17 protein-coding genes are annotated in these 21,577 nt (G+C 52.4%); 5 read left to right on the top strand and 12 right to left on the bottom strand.

Annotated features, from left to right (window positions below; genetic code table 11):
* Positions 1 to 3: 3 nt before the first annotated feature.
* The 6 genes from kdpE to kdpF form a co-directional block, all read right to left on the bottom strand.
* Positions 4 to 702, bottom strand: a complete 699-nt coding sequence (gene kdpE, locus Hfont_RS11875; protein ID WP_112992624.1) for a two-component system response regulator KdpE — start codon at positions 700 to 702, stop codon at positions 4 to 6.
* Positions 699 to 3,473, bottom strand: coding sequence for a two-component system sensor histidine kinase KdpD (gene kdpD, locus Hfont_RS11870; protein WP_112992623.1), 2,775 nt, complete (start codon positions 3,471 to 3,473; stop codon positions 699 to 701). The genes kdpE and kdpD overlap by 4 nt, the downstream gene beginning before the upstream one ends.
* Before the next feature lie 145 nt (positions 3,474 to 3,618).
* On the bottom strand, positions 3,619 to 4,191 hold the full coding sequence (gene kdpC / locus Hfont_RS11865; protein ID WP_112992622.1) for a potassium-transporting ATPase subunit KdpC: 573 nt from the start codon (positions 4,189 to 4,191) through the stop codon (positions 3,619 to 3,621).
* A gap of 27 nt (positions 4,192 to 4,218) precedes the next feature.
* Positions 4,219 to 6,312, bottom strand: coding sequence for a potassium-transporting ATPase subunit KdpB (kdpB, locus tag Hfont_RS11860; RefSeq protein WP_112992730.1), 2,094 nt, complete (start codon positions 6,310 to 6,312; stop codon positions 4,219 to 4,221).
* Between the two features lie 69 nt (positions 6,313 to 6,381).
* The gene (gene kdpA / locus Hfont_RS11855; RefSeq protein ID WP_112992621.1) at positions 6,382 to 8,187 is read right to left on the bottom strand and encodes a potassium-transporting ATPase subunit KdpA; all 1,806 of its coding nucleotides are present in this window, start codon (positions 8,185 to 8,187) and stop codon (positions 6,382 to 6,384) included.
* Between the two features lies 1 nt (position 8,188).
* On the bottom strand, positions 8,189 to 8,278 hold the full coding sequence (kdpF, locus tag Hfont_RS11850; RefSeq protein ID WP_112992620.1) for a K(+)-transporting ATPase subunit F: 90 nt from the start codon (positions 8,276 to 8,278) through the stop codon (positions 8,189 to 8,191).
* Between the two features lie 285 nt (positions 8,279 to 8,563).
* Between kdpF and def the strand changes: the two genes are divergently transcribed.
* On the top strand, positions 8,564 to 9,076 hold the full coding sequence (gene def / locus Hfont_RS11845) for a peptide deformylase (RefSeq protein ID WP_112992619.1): 513 nt from the start codon (positions 8,564 to 8,566) through the stop codon (positions 9,074 to 9,076).
* A gap of 52 nt (positions 9,077 to 9,128) precedes the next feature.
* Here the strand turns inward: def and Hfont_RS11840 are convergent, their stop codons facing one another.
* Both Hfont_RS11840 and Hfont_RS11835 read right to left on the bottom strand, forming a co-directional pair.
* Entirely contained in the window at positions 9,129 to 9,473 is a 345-nt protein-coding gene (locus Hfont_RS11840; RefSeq protein WP_241523094.1) for a hypothetical protein, read from the bottom strand.
* 75 nt (positions 9,474 to 9,548) lie between these two features.
* Positions 9,549 to 10,535, bottom strand: a complete 987-nt coding sequence (locus tag Hfont_RS11835) for a formylglycine-generating enzyme family protein (protein WP_112992618.1) — start codon at positions 10,533 to 10,535, stop codon at positions 9,549 to 9,551.
* Between the two features lie 274 nt (positions 10,536 to 10,809).
* Between Hfont_RS11835 and Hfont_RS11830 the strand changes: the two genes are divergently transcribed.
* Entirely contained in the window at positions 10,810 to 12,369 is a 1,560-nt protein-coding gene (locus Hfont_RS11830) for a sensor domain-containing diguanylate cyclase (RefSeq protein WP_112992617.1), read from the top strand.
* A 134-nt stretch (positions 12,370 to 12,503) separates the two neighbouring features.
* Here the strand turns inward: Hfont_RS11830 and Hfont_RS11825 are convergent, their stop codons facing one another.
* On the bottom strand, positions 12,504 to 14,870 hold the full coding sequence (locus Hfont_RS11825) for a penicillin-binding protein 1A (RefSeq protein WP_421800997.1): 2,367 nt from the start codon (positions 14,868 to 14,870) through the stop codon (positions 12,504 to 12,506).
* Positions 14,871 to 15,244: 374 nt separating this feature from the next.
* On the opposite strand from Hfont_RS11825, the gene fdxA reads away from it, so the two are divergent.
* Both fdxA and fnr read left to right on the top strand, forming a co-directional pair.
* Complete coding sequence (gene fdxA / locus Hfont_RS11820) at positions 15,245 to 15,586, top strand: ferredoxin FdxA (RefSeq protein WP_112992727.1); 342 nt, start codon at positions 15,245 to 15,247, stop codon at positions 15,584 to 15,586.
* 68 nt (positions 15,587 to 15,654) lie between these two features.
* On the top strand, positions 15,655 to 16,410 hold the full coding sequence (fnr, locus tag Hfont_RS11815) for a fumarate/nitrate reduction transcriptional regulator Fnr (RefSeq protein WP_112992616.1): 756 nt from the start codon (positions 15,655 to 15,657) through the stop codon (positions 16,408 to 16,410).
* Between the two features lie 59 nt (positions 16,411 to 16,469).
* Here fnr and aceB read toward each other — a convergent pair whose 3' ends face one another.
* Positions 16,470 to 18,068 (bottom strand): malate synthase A, encoded by a 1,599-nt coding sequence (aceB, locus tag Hfont_RS11810; RefSeq protein WP_112992615.1) that lies wholly within the window; start codon positions 18,066 to 18,068, stop codon positions 16,470 to 16,472.
* Positions 18,069 to 18,194: 126 nt separating this feature from the next.
* Entirely contained in the window at positions 18,195 to 19,526 is a 1,332-nt protein-coding gene (gene aceA, locus Hfont_RS11805) for an isocitrate lyase (RefSeq protein ID WP_112992614.1), read from the bottom strand.
* Between the two features lie 398 nt (positions 19,527 to 19,924).
* Between aceA and dbpA the strand changes: the two genes are divergently transcribed.
* Positions 19,925 to 21,319, top strand: a complete 1,395-nt coding sequence (gene dbpA, locus Hfont_RS11800) for an ATP-dependent RNA helicase DbpA (RefSeq protein ID WP_112992613.1) — start codon at positions 19,925 to 19,927, stop codon at positions 21,317 to 21,319.
* Between the two features lie 6 nt (positions 21,320 to 21,325).
* Here the strand turns inward: dbpA and Hfont_RS11795 are convergent, their stop codons facing one another.
* On the bottom strand, positions 21,326 to 21,535 hold the full coding sequence (locus Hfont_RS11795) for a hypothetical protein (protein ID WP_112992612.1): 210 nt from the start codon (positions 21,533 to 21,535) through the stop codon (positions 21,326 to 21,328).
* Positions 21,536 to 21,577: the final 42 nt, after the last annotated feature.

Here is a 21,577-nt window from a genome sequence, read left to right as displayed (position 1 = left end):
AAATTACAAAGGTAGCAGCAGACGATAGCCGACAGCTGTTTCCGTCAACAGATACTTCGGTTGTGCCGGATCGTCTTCCAGCTTTTGCCGTAAATGTCCCATGTAGATGCGCAGGTAGTGGCTGCTTTCCGAATGAGATGGCCCCCATACTTCGCGCAGCAATTGCGGATTTGTCACGACGCGGCCGGCATTCGTTGCCAGCACGCTCAACAGGCGATATTCAGTCGGCGTCAGATGCACCATCTGATTCCCTTTCGTTACCAGATGCGCTTTCATGTCCAGCTTGACGTCGCCGAACTGAATCGCTTCCTCTTCATCATTCGCGGCCCGACGATGACGGCGCACTGTGGAACGTACTCGGGCCAGCAACTCGCCAACGCCAAATGGTTTGCTCAGATAATCATCGGCACCGGCATCGAGCGCCTTGATCTTGTCGCTTTCATTCACGCGTGCCGACAGCACGATAATGGGAACTGAAGACCATTTGCGCACATCCAGAATGAAATCGACACCATCTCCATCCGGCAAACCAAGATCAAGCACGATCAGATTCGGCTTGCGCGTACCTGAATCGATCAGGCCGCGTTTGATGGTTTCCGATTCAAAGACTTGCCAGCCTTCTTCTTCCAGTGCGGCGCGTACGAAACGACGAATTTGCGGTTCGTCTTCAACCAGCAATGCGATGGGTAATGCTTCGCTCATGGTCTTTGGTCCAAGGTGGTGATCTTATTCTCGTCGATGTCCGGCATGGCCGGAGGTGTGCCGAGCGGCAGGGTAAAGTTGATGCATGCACCGTCATCCGGTGAATGTGCGGCACGTATCGTACCCTGATGCGCTTCGACGATGGCACGGCAAATCGCCAATCCGAGACCGACGCCCGGCGTTGCGGATTCGCGCTCGCCACGGGTGAATTTATCAAAGATCGCTTCTTCCTGGCCAGCCGGCAAACCAGGGCCATTGTCGTAGACGGAGACTTCCAGAAAATGCCCGCTGATTTCTGCCGCGATGACGATGCGGGAGCCGGCAGGTGTGTACTTGGCTGCATTCTCGATCAGATTGCACAGCACGCGCTCTATCAGCACTGCATCGAAGCGCACCAGCGGCAAGTCATGCGCCAGCCTGGTTTTAATTTCGTGATGGGCAATCGCGGATTGGCTTGCGCGCAATGCGCTGCCGACCACTTCTTCAAACTGCAGCCATTGCAGATTGAGTTTCACTTCGCCGCTTTGTATGCGTGCCATGTCCAGCAAATTGGACACCAGATTGCCCATGCGAAGCGCTTCTTCGTGCAAGGCTTGCGCGAGTTCCTGCTGGCTGGATGTCAGTGGCGGTTTCGACATGGTCAGCGACTCGGACAGGCCAATCAGCGACGTGAGCGGTGTACGGAGGTCATGCGATAGCGCCGACAGCAAGGAATTGCGCAAACGTTCCGACTCCATGCGCACCAGTGCGTCTTGCGCTACTTCGATGTAATGCACGCGTTCAAGTGCGATGGCAGCGAGCGCTGCGAAGGTATCGAGTTGCTGTCTTTGCTCGGGAATCAGAATCCAGCGCCGGTTCTCCGGCTGAATGGCCAGCACACCGCGCGTGCGCATGGGCGCAACCAGCGGTAGGTAAAAATACGTGCTGGCCGGCAGCGTGTCTGTCCCCATGCCGGCCGGCGTAGCGCGATCGAATGCCCACTGGGCGATGCCGATATCCAGCCCGGCAACGTTCTTGCCGTTGGCAGCATCGCTGCCGATGCCGTCCGCAGCTTGCGCCGGCAGCCTCAGGCGTGCCGCATCATCCGGCAACAGCAATACTGCCTTTGCCCGAAACGTGCGTTGTATGAAGGATTGTGTAATCTCGAATATCTGCTCGGCCTGCAACGCACTCGATAACTCCCTGGCAAATTCATACAGCGCGCGCGCCCTTCCTTCCCGATGTGCGGCGATTCTTGCCTGGAAGCGCAATCCCGACGTCAATTGACCGACTATCAATCCGACGACCAGCAAGACAGAAAAAGTCACCAGATATTGCACATCGCTGACCGCAAAGGAAAAGCGCGGCAAGACGAAGAAAAAATCGAAGACGGCCACACTGAGAAATGCCGCCAGCACAGCCGGCCCGCGTCCAAAGCGCACGGCAATCAGTACTTCGGTCAGCAAAAACAGCATCACGATATTGGCCAGATCCAGATGCGGCAGCAAGGGCGTCGCAAGCAAGGCGGTAAAAATACACGCTGCGACCGTCCATACATAAGGCATATATCGCGGCTTCTTTCCGCCGGGCGTTTCATCCAGACCCGAGCTGAGACGCGCCGACAGATTTTGTGATGACGACGAGCCCTTGCCTTCCATCCGCCCTATTTCTATCAGATCGATATCCGACAGATGATGCGCGATCAATTTTAAATGCGAGGTTTGCCACGGCCATTTGCTGTGATCCCGTCCCAGCACGATGCGTGAAAAATTATGGCTGCGCGCATAGTTAACGATTTCATGTGCGACCGTATTGCCGGATAGAACCGCTGTCGTCGCACCGAGGTCTTGCGCCAGCTTCAGGGTTTTCAGGATGTGTTCGCGATGCGCTGGAGGCAGGCTCTGCAATTGCGGTGTTTCCACATACACTGCATGCCACTTTGCATTCAACTGTACGGCAAGCTGTGCGGCGCTGCGAATCACATGTTCGCAATTGGCGCCCGGCCCCACGCAGACCAGCAAGTCGGAATCGGTTTTCCAAACGCCATTGATGGATTTTTCTATCCGGTACGCCTGCACATCATCGCCGATGCGATCGGCGGTTCTGCGCAAGGCCAGCTCACGCAAGGCGATCAGATTGCCCTTGCGGAAAAAATTGCGCGATGCGCGTTCAGCCTGCAGCGGCTGATAGACCTTGCCTGCGCTCAGGCGTGCCAGCAAGTCGTCGGCCGGAATATCGACCAGCACGACTTCATCGGCTTGGTCGAAGACCGTATCCGGCAAGGTTTCCGCCACACGAATGCCGGTGATGCCGCCGACCACGTCGTTCAGCGTTTCCAGATGCTGCACATTGACGGTGGTGAACACGTCTATGCCGGCGTCCAGCAATTCATGCACATCCTGCCAGCGCTTGGGATGGCGCGAACCTGGCGCGTTGGAATGCGCCAGTTCATCCACCAGAATCAGCGCCGGACGACGTGCCAGTGCGGCATCGATATCGAATTCGGAAATGGTTTTGTCGCGATAGGCGATCTCTTTGCGCGGCAGCACTTCCAGTCCGTCAAGCAGCGCAGCCGTTTCATTGCGGCCGTGCGTTTCGACGATGCCGACGATGACATCGTGGCCTTCCGCCTGCATCCTGCGCGCGGCGGACAGCATCGCATAGGTTTTGCCCACACCGGCAGATGCGCCGAAGTAAATGCGCAGTTTGCCCCGTTCGGCCCGGCGTTCCTGTTCCTGCACATGCGCCAGCAAGGCATCTGGATCGGGGCGTTGGTAATCGGCTGGAGGCATGGATGTGAACGACAATGAGAGTAACTATTGTGAATGGAATGCCGGCTTTGATTGTGCCATATTCGAGAGGGCCGTTAGGCCCTCTCTTCATCAGTAAATACCATCGGCAGCGCCCGGCTGCCGACAAACGCAAGGGCTGTATATCTTAGTGACGCTGGTCCAGTGCGAGGTTCAATGCCAGGACATTCACGCGCGGTTCGCCAAAGAAACCGAAATACTGAGCCTGGCTGTATCTGTCTATGATGCTTTGTACTTCTTCCGGTTGCATCTCGCGAGCACGTGCAATGCGGGCCGCCTGATACCTTGCAGCGGCAAGACTGATTTCAGGATCAAGTCCGCTCGCCGAAGCCGTCACCAGATCAACCGGCACTGGCAAGGCGTTGACCGGATCGGCGGCTTTCAATGCGGCGATGCGGCCTTTCACGCTATCGATCAGTGCCGGATTAAGCGGGCCTTGATTGGAGCCGCTGGATGCCGCGGCATTGTTCGGCATCGGGCTGGTCGCAGATGGTCGCCCCCAGAAATACTGCGGCGATGAAAATGCCTGACCGATCAGCGATGAGCCGACGACTTGCCCGCTACGTGTAAGCAGGCTGCCTTCCGCCTGTTCGCTGAAGGCCAGCTTGCCGATGCCGGTAATCGCGTACGGGTAGATGACGCCGCAAATCAGGGTGAGCACGGCGAATAAAACCAGTGCGGGACGAAATGTCGATTTCATATCAATTCCTTCGTATTAATTCTTCATTCAGATGAGACCAAAAACGGTCAGGATCATGTCGATCAGTTTGATGCCAATGAATGGCACCAGAATGCCGCCCAGACCATAGATCAGCATATTGCGACGCAGCAGTGCAGCCGCACCGACGGCACGATACTTGACGCCCTTCAATGCCAGCGGAATCAGCACGACGATGATCAACGCGTTGAAGATCACGGCCGACATGATGGCCGACGACGGACTGCTCAGATGCATGATGTCGAGCGCCTTCAACTGCGGATACGTCGTCACAAACGCGGCCGGGATGATCGCGAAATACTTCGCAACGTCATTGGCGATAGAGAACGTGGTCAGTGAACCGCGCGTCATCAGCATCTGTTTACCAATCTCTACGATCTCCAGCAGCTTGGTCGGATTCGAATCCAGATCAACCATATTGCCGGCTTCCTTCGCGGCTTGGGTGCCGGAATTCATCGCGACCGCCACATCGGCTTGTGCCAGCGCCGGTGCATCGTTGGTACCATCGCCTGTCATCGCGACCAGACGACCTTGCGACTGGTATTCTCGTATCAGTTTGAGCTTCTGTTCCGGTGTGGCTTCCGCCAGAAAATCGTCAACGCCCGCTTCAGCCGCAATCGCTGCAGCGGTCAGCTTGTTGTCGCCAGTGATCATCACGGTTTTGATACCCATGCGACGCAATTCAGCGAAGCGTTCCTTGATGCCGCCCTTGACGATATCCTTCAGCTCGACCACACCCATTACGCGGCCATCATCGACCACCACCAGAGGCGTACTGCCGCGGCGTGAAACGTCGTCCACCATATTCGAGACCTCAACCGGGAATGGACGACCCAGCAATTCGATATGCTTTTTGACCGCATCGACCGAACCCTTGCGGATAATGCGCTCGCCCATATCGACACCACTCATGCGTGTCTGCGCACTGAAGTGAACGAAGTGTGCATTCAAGGCAGCGATATCGCGTTCACGCATGTTGTACTTCTGCTTGGCGAGAATCACGATGCTGCGGCCTTCCGGCGTTTCATCCGCCAGCGAAGCCAATTGTGCGACATCTGCCAACTGGATTTGCGTAACACCTGGTGCCGGATAAAACTCGGATGCCTGACGATTGCCGAGCGTGATGGTGCCGGTTTTATCCAGCAAAAGGACATCGACGTCACCGGCGGCTTCCACTGCGCGACCCGATGTGGCGATCACATTGGCTTGCATCATGCGGCTCATGCCGGCCACGCCAATCGCCGACAGCAAACCGCCGATAGTGGTTGGGATCAAACAAACCAGCAAGGCGATCAATACAGTGATCGTGATTGGCGAACCAGCGCCAGCAGCTTCCACTGAATACATGGAAAACGGCAGCAAAGTCACGGTCACGATGAGGAAGATGATCGTCAACGCGACCAGCAAAATCGTCAACGCGATTTCATTCGGTGTCTTTTGACGTTTGGCACCTTCAACCATCGCAATCATGCGATCGATGAATGCCTCGCCAGGATTGGCAGTAATGCGCACCACCAGCCAGTCGGACAGCACACGCGTGCCGCCTGTGACGGATGAAAAGTCACCACCGGATTCACGAATGACGGGAGCTGACTCGCCGGTGATGGCACTTTCATCGACGGATGCCACACCTTCTATTACTTCACCATCGACAGGAATCACGTCGCCAGCCTCAACCAGTACGGTATCGCCCTTGCGTAAATCCGCTGGCGATGCGGGCAACCATGAAGTGCCGTGTTTAGGAATGGCGAGTTTTTTCGCCATCACGGTTTGTTTCAAGGCGCGCAGCGATGCGGCTTGTGCTTTGCTGCGCCCTTCCGCCAATGATTCGGCGAAATTGGCAAACAGCACGGTGAACCACAACCAAACGGACGTGGCGAGAATAAAGCCGGGGCTGGCCTCGCCTTTGCCGGTAAGGGATTGAATGAACAGCAAAGTCGTGATGATGCTGCCGATATAGACAACAAACATCACCGGACTGCGCCACTGTGCGCGTGGCGTCAGTTTTTTGAATGCATCGACAATGGCTGGACCTATCAAGGCCGTATCGAAAAGCGTCAGGCTTTTACGTGAAGCTATAGGCACCGCCTTGGATTCTGGCATTTGCATGGCAGGCTTTCTTTAATTTATTGGAGGTGGAATCGCTGTGCGCTTCCACCCCGCGCTAGTTAATTAATGTGAGAACAGTTGCAGGTGTTCGACGATCGGTCCGAGCGCCAGTGCAGGTACGTAATTCAGTACGCCAACCAGCACCACGACACCGACTAGCAAGGCAACGAACAAGGGACCATGCGTAGGCATCGTGCCGGCGTTAGTCTCAAGTCTTTGCTTGCCTGCGAGTGAACCGGCCACTGCGAGAATCGGCACGATCATCGCGAAGCGTCCGAACCACATCGCAATCGCCAGCATCGTGTTATAGAACGGCGTGTTGGCAGACAGGCCGGCGAACGCGCTACCGTTGTTATTGGCCGCCGAGGTGAACGCATACAGAATCTCGGAAAAACCATGCGCACCTGGATTGGCAATACCGACCTTGCCGGGTTCAACCAGTACCGCAATCGCAGTACCGACCAGCACCAGTGTCGGCGTCACCAGGATCGCAATCGATGCCATCTTCATTTCATACGCCTGGATTTTCTTGCCCAGGTATTCAGGCGTACGGCCTATCATCAGACCGGCAATGAACACTGCAAGGATTGCGAAGACCAACATGCCGTACAAACCGGTACCGACACCGCCGAACACGACTTCGCCGAATTGCATCAATACCAGTGGTACGAAGCCTCCCATAGGCATTAGGGAATCATGCATTGCATTCACCGCGCCGCAGGATGCCGCTGTCGTCACGGCAGCAAACAAGGCCGATGCGCTGATGCCAAAGCGGGTTTCCTTGCCTTCCATATAGCCGCCGGATTGCAATGCAGTCGTGGTCTGATCCACTCCTAGCGCCTGTATTGTCGGATGCGCTGTCTGTTCAGAGATCATGACGATGGAAGTCATCACGACAAAGATCAGCGTCATCGCTCCCAGCACCGCCCAGCCTTGTCGCATATCACCTACCAGACGGCCGAACGTGAAGCACAAGCCAGCCGGAATCAGGAAGATCGCCAGCATCTGGATGAAGTTACTCAGCGCAGTCGGATTTTCGTAAGGATGAGCCGAATTGGCATTGAAGAAGCCACCGCCATTGGTGCCCAGCATCTTGATTGCTTCTTGCGATGCAACCGGACCCATCGCGATGGTTTGCGTTTTGGTGCTCAACGTTTCCATCACAGGCTTGCCTTCTGCATCAACTACAGGCTGGCCGTCAGCATTGGTTTTGGCTTGCTGATAGGTCACAGGATCCATCAGCGATACATCTTGATATGCAGAAAAATTCTGGATCACGCCCTGCCCCATCAGCGCAATCGATACGATGATGGAAAGTGGCAACAGGATATACAGAGTGGAACGTGTCAGATCGACCCAAAAATTACCTATCGATTTGGCCGAACGCGAACTGAAGCCGCGTATCAATGCGAACGCAACCGCGATACCAGTCGCTGCAGAAAAGAAGTTCTGTCCAGTCAACGCCAGCATCTGTGTCAGATAACTCATCGTCGCTTCACCAACATAACCTTGCCAGTTGGTGTTGGCGGCAAAACTGACCGCAGTATTGAACGATGAATCAGGACTGACGTTGCCGAATGCCTGCGGATTCAGTGGCAACCACGCTTGCATGCGCTGTACTGCGTACACGAACAAGGCACCTAAAGTATTGAATACCAATAGTGCGATGGCATAACTTTTCCAGCTCATCGCGGTTTGTGCGCTGAGACCGGCAAGTCGATAAAGAACGTTTTCGATCTTCCGCAACCAGCCGAAACCGCGTAGTGGCGTACCTTCGGCCACTTTCGCCATGAATATGCCCAAGGGATAAGCCAAGACCAGCAATACGGCTAAGAAAGCGACGAGTAACATGATGGATTGCGAAGTCATTTTATAAATCCTCCGCTTTCACCAATGCCATCACGAGATAAATAAGCAAACCGACCGCCACAATCGAGCCGATTACGTAAAATAGGTTCATTTACGTTCTCCCAACTTGCTGCAGCCTTCGGCGAATGCCCAGCAAACCAGCAAAAACGCTGCGATTGCGCCTATAAATACGAGATCCATTTTCAAACTCCACATCATTGTTTTGATGAAAAGTAGCTTAGGAGAAATGGTCTAAAAATTTAGTAAAGACTTGGGTGGGCGGTGTAAACGAAATATAAAAATTGACTGTGAGCGGTGCTAAAAGCCTTCCCACTTCGATTGCATTAGCCAACAAATTTATATGTACGCATCATCTGCGAGAGAAATCTGAATCAACATGAGTAAGCTAACCATCCTGCAATATCCCGACGAACGCCTGCACACGATTGCGCAGCCGGTCACGCAGATCGACGACCAGATTCATAAACTGGTGAGGGATATGGCGCAAACGATGTACGCGGCTGATGGCATAGGCTTGGCTGCGACGCAGGTGGACGTGCATCTACGCATCATCCTGGTTGACGTCTCTGAGAAAGGAAATCAACTGCTGGTCTTGATCAATCCTGAAGTGATCAAGATGGGTGGCAAAGCTGAATTCGAGGAAGGATGTCTGTCTATTCCAGATGTATATGAAACAGTAAATCGCGCTGCATGGATACGCGTAAGGGCGCTAGGCCTCGATGGCAAACCGTTCGAACTGCAAGCTGATGGATTGAAGGCGATGTGCATACAACATGAACTGGATCATTTGCAAGGGATGGTGTTCGTCGAACACCTGTCGCCGTTGAACCAAAAGCGGATATTGAATACCTTGAACAAACAAAGCAGAACGCGCAGCAAGGTTCGCTGACTTGCCGGGCGATGTAATTACCAGCGTAACTGACCTGCGCCAGTCATCATCACTAACTCACCAGACGTGCTTCCACTCTCGCCATTGCACCGGTTGCCGGATGTCGCAACTTGGTAATGCGCTCTACCAGAATCGTGCGTATCTGTTCAGGCTGCAAATGATAGCGCTGCAAAAAATCATCAGCCACTTCCAGCTCGACAGTGACGATGCCGCGCTCTTCGGCGATTTCTACCGAGGTAACCTTGCCGAACATATCGATTTGCAGACCAGTTAAGGGATTGCGAATATCCAGCAGGCGCGGCTCGATTGCATTTGTAAATTGCTGCGCATTCAAGGCGCGTAGAACAGGAAAGCAACCTGTCACTTCTATCAATGTCTTCATTTTTCCTTGATTCATAAAACGTATTCCTGCGGTACGCCGAGCGCACAGCAAACTCAACAACACCACAAGGATTAATTATTCGGCTTGATGCTAATCCGCTTCACGCACCAGGCGCATGCCGACCAGCGTGTAACGTGTACTCGGCGCATTCCAGTTGCGATACGAGGAGCGTGCGTAAAACGACCATGTATGCCATGAACCGCCACGCCGTACTCTTACACTGCCACTTTCCGGTCCTTGTGGATCGGCGACTGGCGAATTCGCATAATAGCGATCATCATGCCAATCCGCAGTCCATTCCCACGCATTGCCGTGCATATCGTAAAGCCCGAATGCATTCGGCGCAAAACTGCCGGCGGGCGAAGTGAATGCATAACCGTCAGAACCGGCCAGTGCATAACTCTGCCACTTCGTCCAGTTTTTTGCAGCATCTGTATCGAATACATTCGCAGCAGTTAGCAGCGATTGCGGATCGTCGCCAGTGTAATACTGGGTGCGTGTTCCGGCACGGGCGGCGTATTCCCATTCTGCTTCTGTCGGCAGACGATACTTCTTGCCTTCCACTTTGCTCAACCAGGCGCACATCGCGACGGCATCGTTCCACGTCACATTAACGACTGGATGATCATCGCCTTGTTGAAAACCGGGATTGCGCCACGAATATTTTAAATTGCGTCCTTCAAACGCATCGCCGCGTACAGATTTCGTCGGATCGTAATCAGGATCGTAGCCATAGCCGCCGGTGCCATCGGCCTCCGATTCAGGCCGATAACCGGATGCCGCCAGAAACCGACGGAACTGCCCTACCGTTACTTCGTATTGGCCTATATAGAACGCATGCGTGATCAACACCTTGTGCACAGGCGCTTCGTCGCTCAAATCTTGAAAGCGTTTGTATTCGTATTGTGGATAGTTCTGAGCAAGCGACTCCGGCGACGCATCATTTCCCATCAAGAATTCGCCGGCAGGAACCAGAACAAATTTCATGTCGAGTCCATTCTGAATTGTCGACTCAGCTGCATGCGCAGATAAAAGCAACGACGACAGGCAAAGAACAGGTATTGTCAGTAGGCGCATATAAAATTTGGAATAGCGTTCAAAAAATATACTTTTGCGGAAAGTCAGCTGGGTTTCAATTTGCCTTTAATCTTCTACGCTCCGTTTGCAAATTACTCTTGCGAGGAAAGTTGAGTGGAAAATTCAGTGTCGCAGAAAAATCGCAACGATAGCCATATGAGCCTGATAGATTATTCCTCTTTTGACAATAAAATGGTGACGTAATCGAAATGTTATAAAATTCGCACTTTCCCGATCACCCTGTCATTGGGCGATCTCCATCCAGACGCAGAGAATGAACACAAAGCGCGCGCCCACGATACGCTCCAAGCTTGTTTTGCTCGTCATGGCATGCGTGGTGCCGGCGTGTCTGGTGGCCATTTTGCTGATTACTCACGATTACCAGCGCGCCCGCGCTCAATTACTGACAAATTCGCTTAGTACTGCCAGAGCCATGGTCTCGGTTGTTGATCGCGATCTGGCCAGCATCGAATCATCTCTGGTTGCACTGGCGACCTCCCCCTATATTGGTTCCGGCAACTTCCGCGCTTTTTATCAGCAGGCGCAGAATGTCTTGCAAAACCAAAACAGCCAAGGGGAAATGAATATCGCTCTGCTTGATATCACAGGCAAGCAATACATCAATACACGCAGCCCCTTTGACACAACACTACCGACCAGGAATAACTTTGTCGGCATGCAGTCCATCTACGAAACCGGCAAACCACTCATCTCGGACATCTTTGTCGGAGGAGTCACCAAGCGTCCCTTGTTGGCAGTAGGCGTACCGGTATTCGATCACGGCATACGCTATAACCTGAATGCAGGCATTTTTCCAGAACGTTTTGAACGACTGTTGCTGCAACAAAAATTGCCTGAAGGCTGGATCGCCGTCATCTTTGACGGCAATGGAAAAATTATTGCGCGCACACGCGATATGCAGCGTTACTCTGGCCAAATGGCGCCACCTGACATGGTCAAGCGCCTGAAAGCAGCCACAGAAGGCACCCTTGAAAGGGTGACGCAAGATGGCATATCTGTGCATACCGTCTTCATCCGCTCTTCTGTTTCCAACTGGTCATTGGCACTCAACATCCCGAAGCAAAGTTTCAAACATGAATTGCGAGAAACACTATTTTGGCTGGTTTTTGCGACGTTCATTCTGCTGGTGATCAGTCTCGCCGCAGCATGGTGGATAGGCGGCCGCATTGCCAAGTCAGTACATGGCCTGATCAACCCCGCATTGGCATTAGGTGCCGGCGACCAAGTCGACATTCCACCACTGCATCTACGGGAAGCAGACGAAGTGGGTACCTCATTGATGAAAGCCTCCGCAATGCTGCAGGTCGCGCAGCATCGCGCCAATCATGACGGCCTGACCGGACTGGTGAATCGCACTTTGTTCAATGAAATCGTCAATCAACAACTATTACTGTGTGAACGTAATCACACGATGCTCTCGATTTTGTATATCGATCTGGACGGATTCAAGATCATCAACGATAAACACGGCCATGAAACCGGCGACAAATTGCTGTGCAGCGTTGCCGTACGACTGAAAGCCGGCAGCCGTAGTTCCGATGTCGTGGCGCGTTTGGGAGGCGATGAATTTGCCATCGTAATGGTCGGAACGAGCATGAAAAATGCCAAGACAGTTGCAGAAACACTGGTCGAAAACGTATCTGAACCTTACGATCTGGATGGTGTGACTGCGCTCGTTTCAGCCAGTATTGGCGTTGCCGCCTATCCTGATTCCGGCGTCACCAGCGAAGCCTTGCTGCATCGCGCAGATCGTGCAATGTACAAGGCCAAAGGATTGGGACGGCGTCGAGTTGAAACAGCACCGTCAGAATAAACGTCAAGCGTGTTTACATTCGGGACTTAAATACCGGACTCATCAAAAGGATATTCAAAACGTTTTACCTGCGAACGCGCTGAATATCCTTCCAAATATCTTGCCGCTATAAACACCCCGCCCTGCAATTGAATCTAGCCGCCGTAAATATCTTTCGGCTTTTCATCCGGATTCACGTTTCCAGGCACTTGCGGTTGGGACGCATCACCCGGGTTGAATAATTTCTCCCAGAATCCTTTTTGCTCCTCGACATCCACCGACTTGACCGAATCGCCATTGACGTATTCTTCATACGTCCAATCGCCATCAACTTGCGCAACACCTGGTGGCACGGCATTCTCGATTTCCGGTTTGCCGCGCAAAGCGGTCCGCATATAGTCAACCCAGATCGGTAGCGCAAGCGTGCTGCCGAATTCCCTGCCGCCCAGTGTGCGTGGCTTGTCGTAACCCATCCATGCCACACCAACGACATCGCGACCATAGCCGGCAAACCAGCCATCCATCGAGTCATTGGTGGTGCCGGTTTTGCCGGCCAGATCGCTGCGTCCCAAGCGCTGGCCAGCCATGTAACCGGTGCCCGAGCGTACAACGTCGCGCAACATCGTATTCATGATGAAGGCGTTACGTGGATCGATGGCCCTTGCAGTTTCATCGCCGGCTTGCGGATGATCCGCTTCCAGCAATACCTTGCCACGCACATCGACGACTTTTTGAATCAGATAAGGTGCCAATTTAAAACCACCATTGGCAAATACGGCATAAGCACCCGCCATCTGCAAAGGCGTTACAGAACCGGTACCCAGCGCCAGCGTCAGATTAGATGGCTGTTTATCTGCATCCAGGCCAAAATGCGCCATGTGTTCGATTGCAAACGGTGGCGTGATCTTGCGCAAGATGCGGATGGATACCAGATTCTTCGAACGCTTCAAACCGGTACGCATCGTGACTGGGCCGTCATATTGGCCGTTGTCATTGCCCGGATTCCAGGCCTTGCCGTTTTGTTCGGTGTTATCTTCTGCGAGCGGCGCATCGTTGATCAACGTGCCTGGCGACAAACCTTTTTCCAGCGCAGCCGAATAAACGAATGGCTTGATGGTGGAACCCGGCTGACGCCATGCCTGCGTGACATGATCGAACTGGTTCAGCGCAAAATCAAAGCCGCCCACCATCGCGCGTATGCCGCCATCCTGCGCATTGACGGAAACAAAAGCTGCAGAAACTTCCGGCAACTGGACGATGGCCCATTTTTTCTTGCTGTCTTGTACAACACGAATGACAGATCCCGGCTTGATTTTTTTGCCTTCAGCAGCCTTGCTGGCCAAACCTGATGCAGCAAAACGCAAACCGTCACCAGTGATTTCTATATCCTCGCCGGACAATGTTTCAGCGCGCACCGATTTAGCCGATGCTGCCGTCACGACGGCTGCCTTCAAGTCATCGCTATCCGGATGCTTGACCAGAATGTCTTCAATAGCCTGCTGTCTGTCTTCTTCATCTTTCGGCAAATCGATATTATCTTCAGGGCCACGATAACCGTGGCGCTTGTCGTAATCCAGCACGCCGCGTCGCACTGCTTCGTACGCCGCATCCTGATCGGCTTTATTGAGCGTGGTGTAGACGCTCATGCCGCTAGTATAAATTTCATCCTTGTACTGTGTGTACATGAACTGCCGCACTTGCTCGGCCGCGTATTCCGCATGGGTGCGGAAGCGATTGCCGTCGGCCAGCACGTTCAGTTTTTCAGCTTTTGCCTTCTCGTATTGCTCTTGCGTGATAAAGCCGAGCTCATGCATGCGCTTGAGGATGTACTGCTGACGTTCGGTAGCACGCTTGGGATTGACAACCGGATTGGCACTCGCTGGCGCTTTCGGTAAACCAGCCAGCATCGCCGATTCAGCAATAGTCAAATCCTTGATCGGCTTGCCGAAATAAATACGTGAAGCACTACCGAAGCCGTAAGCGCGTTGCCCCAGATATATCTGATTCATGTACAACTCGAGAATCTGGTCTTTAGTCAGATTCTTTTCAATGCGATATGCAAGTAACACTTCCTGCAGTTTGCGACTGTAGGTTTTTTTACGCGTGAGTAAAAAAGTACGCGCGACCTGCATCGTGATCGTCGACGCGCCTTGCGAACGGCTGTGTATCAGATTCGCGAGTCCGGCACGCACCACGCCAAGAATATCGACACCACCATGTTCATAAAAATTATTGTCTTCGATGGCGATGATCGCGTTCTTCATGCTCGATGGGATTCCTCCTATCGATACAAAGTCGCGCCGCTCTTCGCCGAATTCACCGATCAACACATTGTCGGCAGTGTAGACGCGCAATGGAATTTTCGGCCTATAGTCGGTCAGCGCATCTATCGATGGCAGATTCGGGACAATGAACACGACCGTAAATAGCGCCATCAACAACGCAAAAGCACCAGCGCCTATCAGCGCAACGATGCCGGCCTGTCGAAGTTTGATGTCGGTTGGTCGCTCGGACCAATCCACGATGGATTTCTTGATAATTGAAAACAGCCGCAACGCGATCCCCTGTTAAGTCTTCTGTGCGCCGCAACTTTAGCAGGCATTGCGCCTGCAAGTTGAAAGCAATTGTTTCTTGCAAAAGTTGCATTTCTTTACTATGTGCATATTGTATCTGTTCATCGCAGGCTGCTTGAGATTGCGTTTATCAGACACAAAGGAGGTAGAAGCAGCGCATTTATTTATCTTTTCATCAAAAAAGAAGATGCAATCATTGTGTTTAAGGAAATTGGAAGTTGAGTATTTTTCATCTGAGATGTTGATTACAGGTATTAGCACTCGCAGCGTTTACAATGGCAAGACTGATAAAAGAAAATGAAACCGGGAAATGGAACAAGAGTATGCCGTTTGTTGTTACTGAGTCATGCATACAATGCAAATACACCGATTGCGTCGTAGTCTGCCCCATGGATTGCTTCTTCGAAGGACCAAACTTCCTGGCCATCAATCCGGATGAATGCATAGATTGCTCGGTGTGCGTACCGGAATGCCCGGTCAACGCAATTGTTAACGCGTCTGAAATTGCAGAAGAGCAAAAACATTTCGTCGAATTGAATCGCAGTTTGTCGCAACACCCAGACTGGAAACGCATCAGGCTGCAAAAATCCCCTATGCCGGATCATGAAAAATGGGCGCAAGTTCAAGATAAAATATCTTTGCTGGCAGGGATAGATAAAGCCTAGTTATTCTGCAAGCAGAAAACCAATAATAGCAGTGCACATAACTATCCAAACAAGAAGCATACGCATACATGAGCAGCCCCTCCCCACTTCCCAATCCGTCGTCTCTGGTTAATTCATTGCGCACCAGTTGCTCAACTTGCAGCATGCATCAACTGTGCTTGCCTATGGGCCTGGGCGAAAATGATATGGACAAGCTGGATCAGATCATCGGTCGCAGACGGAAAGTGCCGCGCGATAGTTATCTGTATCGGATGGACGATGTGTTTACCAATCTATACGCGGTACGCGTCGGGCATTTCAAAACCTGTCAGATCAATGCCGGCGGTGAACAACAGATTACCGGCTTTCAGATGGCGGGCGAATTGCTCGGCATGGATGCCATCAGCACGGATCATCATCATTGCGATGCGATAGCGCTGGAAGATAGTGAAGTCTGCGAAATCCCGTTTGCACGGCTGGAAGAACTGTTCGGTACCATGCCAACACTATTGCGTCACTTCCATCGCATGATGAGCCAGGAAATCACACGCGAGCAAAGCGCCATGCTCTTGCTGGGCAATATGCGCGCAGAACAACGGCTTGCCGCCTTCCTGGTCAATCTGGCATCGCGCTACGTGGCGCGTGGCTATTCATCCACCAATTTTCAGTTGCGCATGTCGCGTGAAGACATCGGCAGCTATTTGGGCCTGACCATAGAGAGTATCAGTCGCTTGCTATCCAAGTTCAAAAAACAAGGTTTGTTAGGCGTGAGCAATCGAGAGATCGAATTGCTGGATATCACTGCGTTAAAAGCGATGGCTGCTGGCACTGAAGCCTGTAGCTGATTCCAGCTATAACTACATTGATTGCTTGGTGCGCATGTCAACGCACCAAGCACACTAGATCAAATTTCTTCGTAAAGCGGCAAGGTCAAAAATTCCGCAAACGTTTCTGCAGTCGACATTTCTTCGAATATCTTCGCTGCACGCTCATAGCTTGGGCTGACGCCGTTTGGTGCCTGCTGTTTTACCTTTGCCAATTCTTCAGGGATCATCGCACGCACCATCGCGACGGTTATTTTGCGATCATCTTCCAGCACGCCTTTGCTCGAATGTATCCACTGCCACACTTGCGAACGACTGATCTCGGCGGTGGCTGCATCCTCCATCAGATTATGAATCGGCACGCAGCCGTTGCCGTCCAGCCAGCTGCCTAGGTAATGAATGCCGACGTTGATGTTGTAACGCAAGCCAGCTTCGGTGATCGGTGTCTCCGGCTGGAAGTTCAGCAAATCGTCGGCCGTCGTCGTTACATCGATGCGCTGTTTTTCTATCTGGTTGGCTTTGTCGCCCAGTACCTTTTTAAATTCCGTCATCGCCAGTTCGACCAGACCAGGATGCGCAACCCAGCCGCCGTCGTAACCATCAACCGCATCGCGTTCCTTGTCGATACGCACCGCGTTCATTGCAATCTCATTCTTTGCAGGATCGTTCTTGATCGGAATCAGCGCCGCCATTCCGCCCATCGCATGCGCGCCGCGTCGATGACATGTTTTGAGCAGCAGCAATGCATAGGAACGCATGAACGGTACTGTCATTGTTACCTTGGCGCGATCTGCCAAACAGAAATCTTTGTCGAGCCGAAATTTCTTGATGCAGGAAAAGATGTAATCCCAGCGTCCTGCATTGAGGCCTGCACTATGTTCTCTCAACTCATAAAGGATTTCATCCATCTCGAATGCCGCCAGAATGGTTTCAATCAGCACGGTCGCCTTGATCGTGCCTTGCGGCAGGCCAAGTTCTTTTTGCGTCATGATGAAAATATCGTTCCATAAGCGCGCTTCCAGATGCGACTCCATTTTCGGCAGATAGAAATACGGACCGGCACCACGTTTCAGCAATTCATGCGCGTTATGGAACATGAACAGTGCAAAATCGAAGATGCCGCCGGATACACGCTTGCCGTCTACCAGCACATGTTTTTCATCCAGATGCCAGCCGCGTGGCCGCACCATCAGCGTGGCGATCTTGTTATTAAGCTGGTAGTGCTTGCCGTTGGTGTCCAGCGTAATAGTCTTGCGCACGGCATCGATCAGATTGATCTGGCCGCGAATCTGGTTATCCCAGTTAGGCGTATTCGCATCTTCAAAATCGGCCATGTAAATATCTGCGCCAGAGTTGAATGCATTGATCACCATCTTGCGATCGACCGGGCCGGTAATTTCGACGCGCCTACACTCCAGTGCCGCTGGAATGGGCGCGATGCGCCAGTCGCCAGCACGGATGTGCGCCGTCTCCGGCAGAAAATCCGGACGCTCACCGGCATCGATACGTTTGGCACGCGCACTGCGCATGCCCAGCAACTCTTGACGACGTGCTTCAAACGCGCGACTCAATTTAATGACCAGCGCTAGGGCAGCAGGCGTCAACACTTGTTCGTATTCTTCCTTGAACTCACCTTCAATTTCGATTCCTGCCGGGATGTCTAGTGTGATCTCTGCCATGCTTGTCTCCGTCTATCAATTAGTTATTAGAAATGAGTAAATCAAATTTTTCAAATCGTCTGATACTGGATGTTGCTCTCTGAAAGATCGCACTCTTGTGAAGTGCGATCTCTTGAGAAACAGTTTTCAGGCTGCGTTTTTATGGCCTGCAATGCAAGTTTTTGCGAGCTTGTTCGACTCGAAAAATTGTTCGTCTTCAGTCGAGCCATGCAATGCCGTCGTGGAGGACTGCCCTTGCTGAATGACCTGCGTGATGGCATCAAAATAACTGGTGCCGACTTCACGTTGATGTTTGACCGCAGTAAAACCCTGATCGGCGGCAGCGAATTCGGCTTCCTGCAACTCGACGAAGGCAGACATTTGATTGCGTGCATAACCGTGCGCCAGATTGAACATGGAATAGTTCAGCGAATGGAAACCGGCCAGCGTGATGAACTGGAACTTGTAGCCCATCGCACCCAGCTCTTTCTGGAATGTGGCGATGGTGGCATCATCCAGATTCTTTCTCCAGTTGAAGGATGGCGAACAGTTATAGGCCAGCATCTTGCCGGGGAATTTTGCATGGATCGCATCGGCAAATTTTTTCGCGAAGACCAGATCAGGCTTGCCGGTTTCGCACCACAACATGTCAACGTAAGGTGCATAAGCCAAACCGCGCGACACTGCCTGGTCGAAACCTGAACGGGTTTTGTAAAAACCTTCCACCGTGCGTTCGCCAGTCAGAAACGGTTTGTCGTTGTCATCGACATCGGACGTCAGCAGATCTGCCGCTTCAGCATCGGTGCGCGCAATCACCAGCGTCGTCGTGCCGGACACGTCGGCAGCCAGACGTGCTGCATTCAATTTCTCGACAGCTTCACGCGTAGGTACTAAAACCTTGCCGCCCATGTGGCCGCATTTTTTTACTGATGCCAGCTGGTCTTCAAAGTGCACGCCTGCAGCGCCGGCGTCTATCATCGATTTCATCAACTCATAGGCGTTCAAGACGCCGCCGAAACCAGCCTCGGCATCGGCCACAATAGGCGCGAAGAAATCGATGTCGCCTTTGCCTTCAGACCATTGAATCTGATCGGCTCGCTGAAAGGTATTGTTGATGCGCTTGACGACCATAGGCACGGAATTGGCCGGATACAGCGATTGGTCGGGATACATCTCGCCAGCCAGATTGGCATCACCGGCAACCTGCCAGCCCGACAGGTAGATCGCCTTCAAGCCGGCTTTCACCTGTTGCATCGCCTGATTACCGGTCAAGGCGCCGAGTGAATTAACGAAGGGTTCGTTATTGCACATCTCCCACAGCTTTTCCGCGCCGCGCTGCGCCAGCGTGTGATTGATCTGCAGAGAACCGCGCAAACGCACCACGTCTTCAGCAGTGTAATTGCGCTTCACGTTTTTCCAGCGCGGATTTTCGGACCAGTCCTTGTTTAATGCCTGAATCTGCTGTTCGCGAGTTGCCATGATGATTCTCCTTTATATATTTGTAATAAGTGCCAGAAATAACAAACAAGAAAAAACCTGAGTTAATCATAGGAGATATTTTGCGAAGCAACAATGTCTTATATAAGATATTTTAAATATTTTTAATCATTATTAATCATGTAGTTACATTGCATTTTTCTGTATGCGGAATGATATTTTGCCCGCTGAAATTTTAGTATGTTGCATTGCGATAGCAATTTTTCACAATGCGAAGCTAGATATTTGGTCGTGAAATATCGGCCGTTTTTGGATGTTTTCCAAGACCGTTTTTTCGCTCCGATCAAAACTCTGGTCCATCTCTTCTTTGATCGCACTTTTCATCTATGCCTCCATGCCTGTTAGACTGCGAATCCTTTTCAGCATTACGCAAGCCACTCATGAATCCAAGTCCCTTCTCCAGCCTCGCCCTTTCACCCGCCATGTTGAGCAATCTCGACGCGCTGGGTTATCACGAGATGACACCTATTCAGGCACAAAGCCTGCCGGTGATTCTGCAATTACGTGATTTGATTGCGCAGGCAAAAACCGGGAGCGGCAAGACTGCGGCCTTCGGCATCGGCATGCTGCAGAAGTTGAATCCGACCTGGTTTGCGATTCAGGCGCTGGTGATTTGTCCTACGCGTGAGCTGGCGGATCAGGTTTCAAATGAATTGCGACGGCTCGCGCGCTTTACCGACAACATCAAGGTGCTGACGCTGTGCGGCGGTGCGCCTATGCGGCCGCAAATTGCATCGCTGGAGCATGGCGCGCATATCATCGTTGGCACGCCCGGCCGCCTGCGTGATCACATCAGTCGCAATACGATCAATCTGTCTACCGTACAAACATTGGTACTGGACGAGGCCGACCGCATGGTCGATATGGGCTTTTATGAAGAGATCGCCGGCATCGTCAGCGCCTGCCCTGCGCGCCGCCAGACCTTGCTGTTTTCCGCGACTTATCCTGACGATATACGCAAGGCCAGCGCAGAATTCTTGCGTGAGCCGGTAGAAATCAAAGTTGAAGCACAACACGATGACAGTCAGATTGAACAACGTTTTTACGAAGTCGGTTACGACGATCGCAACGCGGCTGTCGCCACACTGTTAAAGCATTACCGTCCGGTTTCGACGCTGGCATTCTGCAATACCAAAATCCATTGCCGCGAACTGGCGGCAGAATTGCGCGCACAAGGTTTTAGCGCACTGGCTTTATATGGCGAACTTGAACAACGCGAGCGCGATGAGATCCTGGTGTTGTTTGCGAATCAAAGCTGCTCAGTGCTGGTCGCGACCGACGTGGCTGCACGCGGACTGGATATTCAATCCTTGGGGGCCGTGATCAACGTCGATGTATCGAAAGATACCGAAGTGCATATCCACCGCATAGGCCGTACCGGTCGCGGACAAGACAAGGGATTGGCACTGAGTTTGTGTGCGCCTAACGAGAAGAAATGGGTCAAGCTGATTGAGGAATATCAGCACAAACCGGCGCAATGGTTCGACCTGAAATCTGCAGAACCGGCTGAAGGTGACGACTTGCACGCGCCTATGGTTACCTTGTGCATCATGGGCGGCAAGCGGGATAAATTGCGCCCCGGCGATTTGCTTGGTGCCTTGACCGGCGATGCCGGTTTGACGAAGGATCAGGTCGGCAAGATCAATGTATTTGAATTCATGACCTATGTTGCGCTGGACCGCCGCGTGGCGGATAAGGCGTATGCAAGTTTAAGCGACGGCAATATCAAGGGACGCAATTTTAAAATGCGCTTTATAGCAACCGATAACGGCTAATTGATCTTAGTGGTGATGGCCGATTTCGCCCGTTGCCACAAAGGATTCCACTACATCCTTGTCGCCGGTCGCGTAACGTCGAATCTCGCCACAGCTGCAGATGCCTTGATACGGCTGGATATGCGAACAGGCCGAGACCTTCTGCAAAAAGACTTGAACCGACTTTGCGCATTTCGTGCATTTGAAAGTAAGTGTGCGTGCGGGTTTATTGCTCATCGTGATTCCTGAATCTGTGTTCTTGTAAAAATGAAATTATAA

Origin of the sequence: Herminiimonas fonticola (assembly GCF_003293745.1) — a bacterium.
Taxonomy (GTDB): domain Bacteria; phylum Pseudomonadota; class Gammaproteobacteria; order Burkholderiales; family Burkholderiaceae_D; genus Oxalicibacterium; species Oxalicibacterium fonticola.
This window is presented reverse-complemented; position numbering and strand designations above follow the sequence as displayed.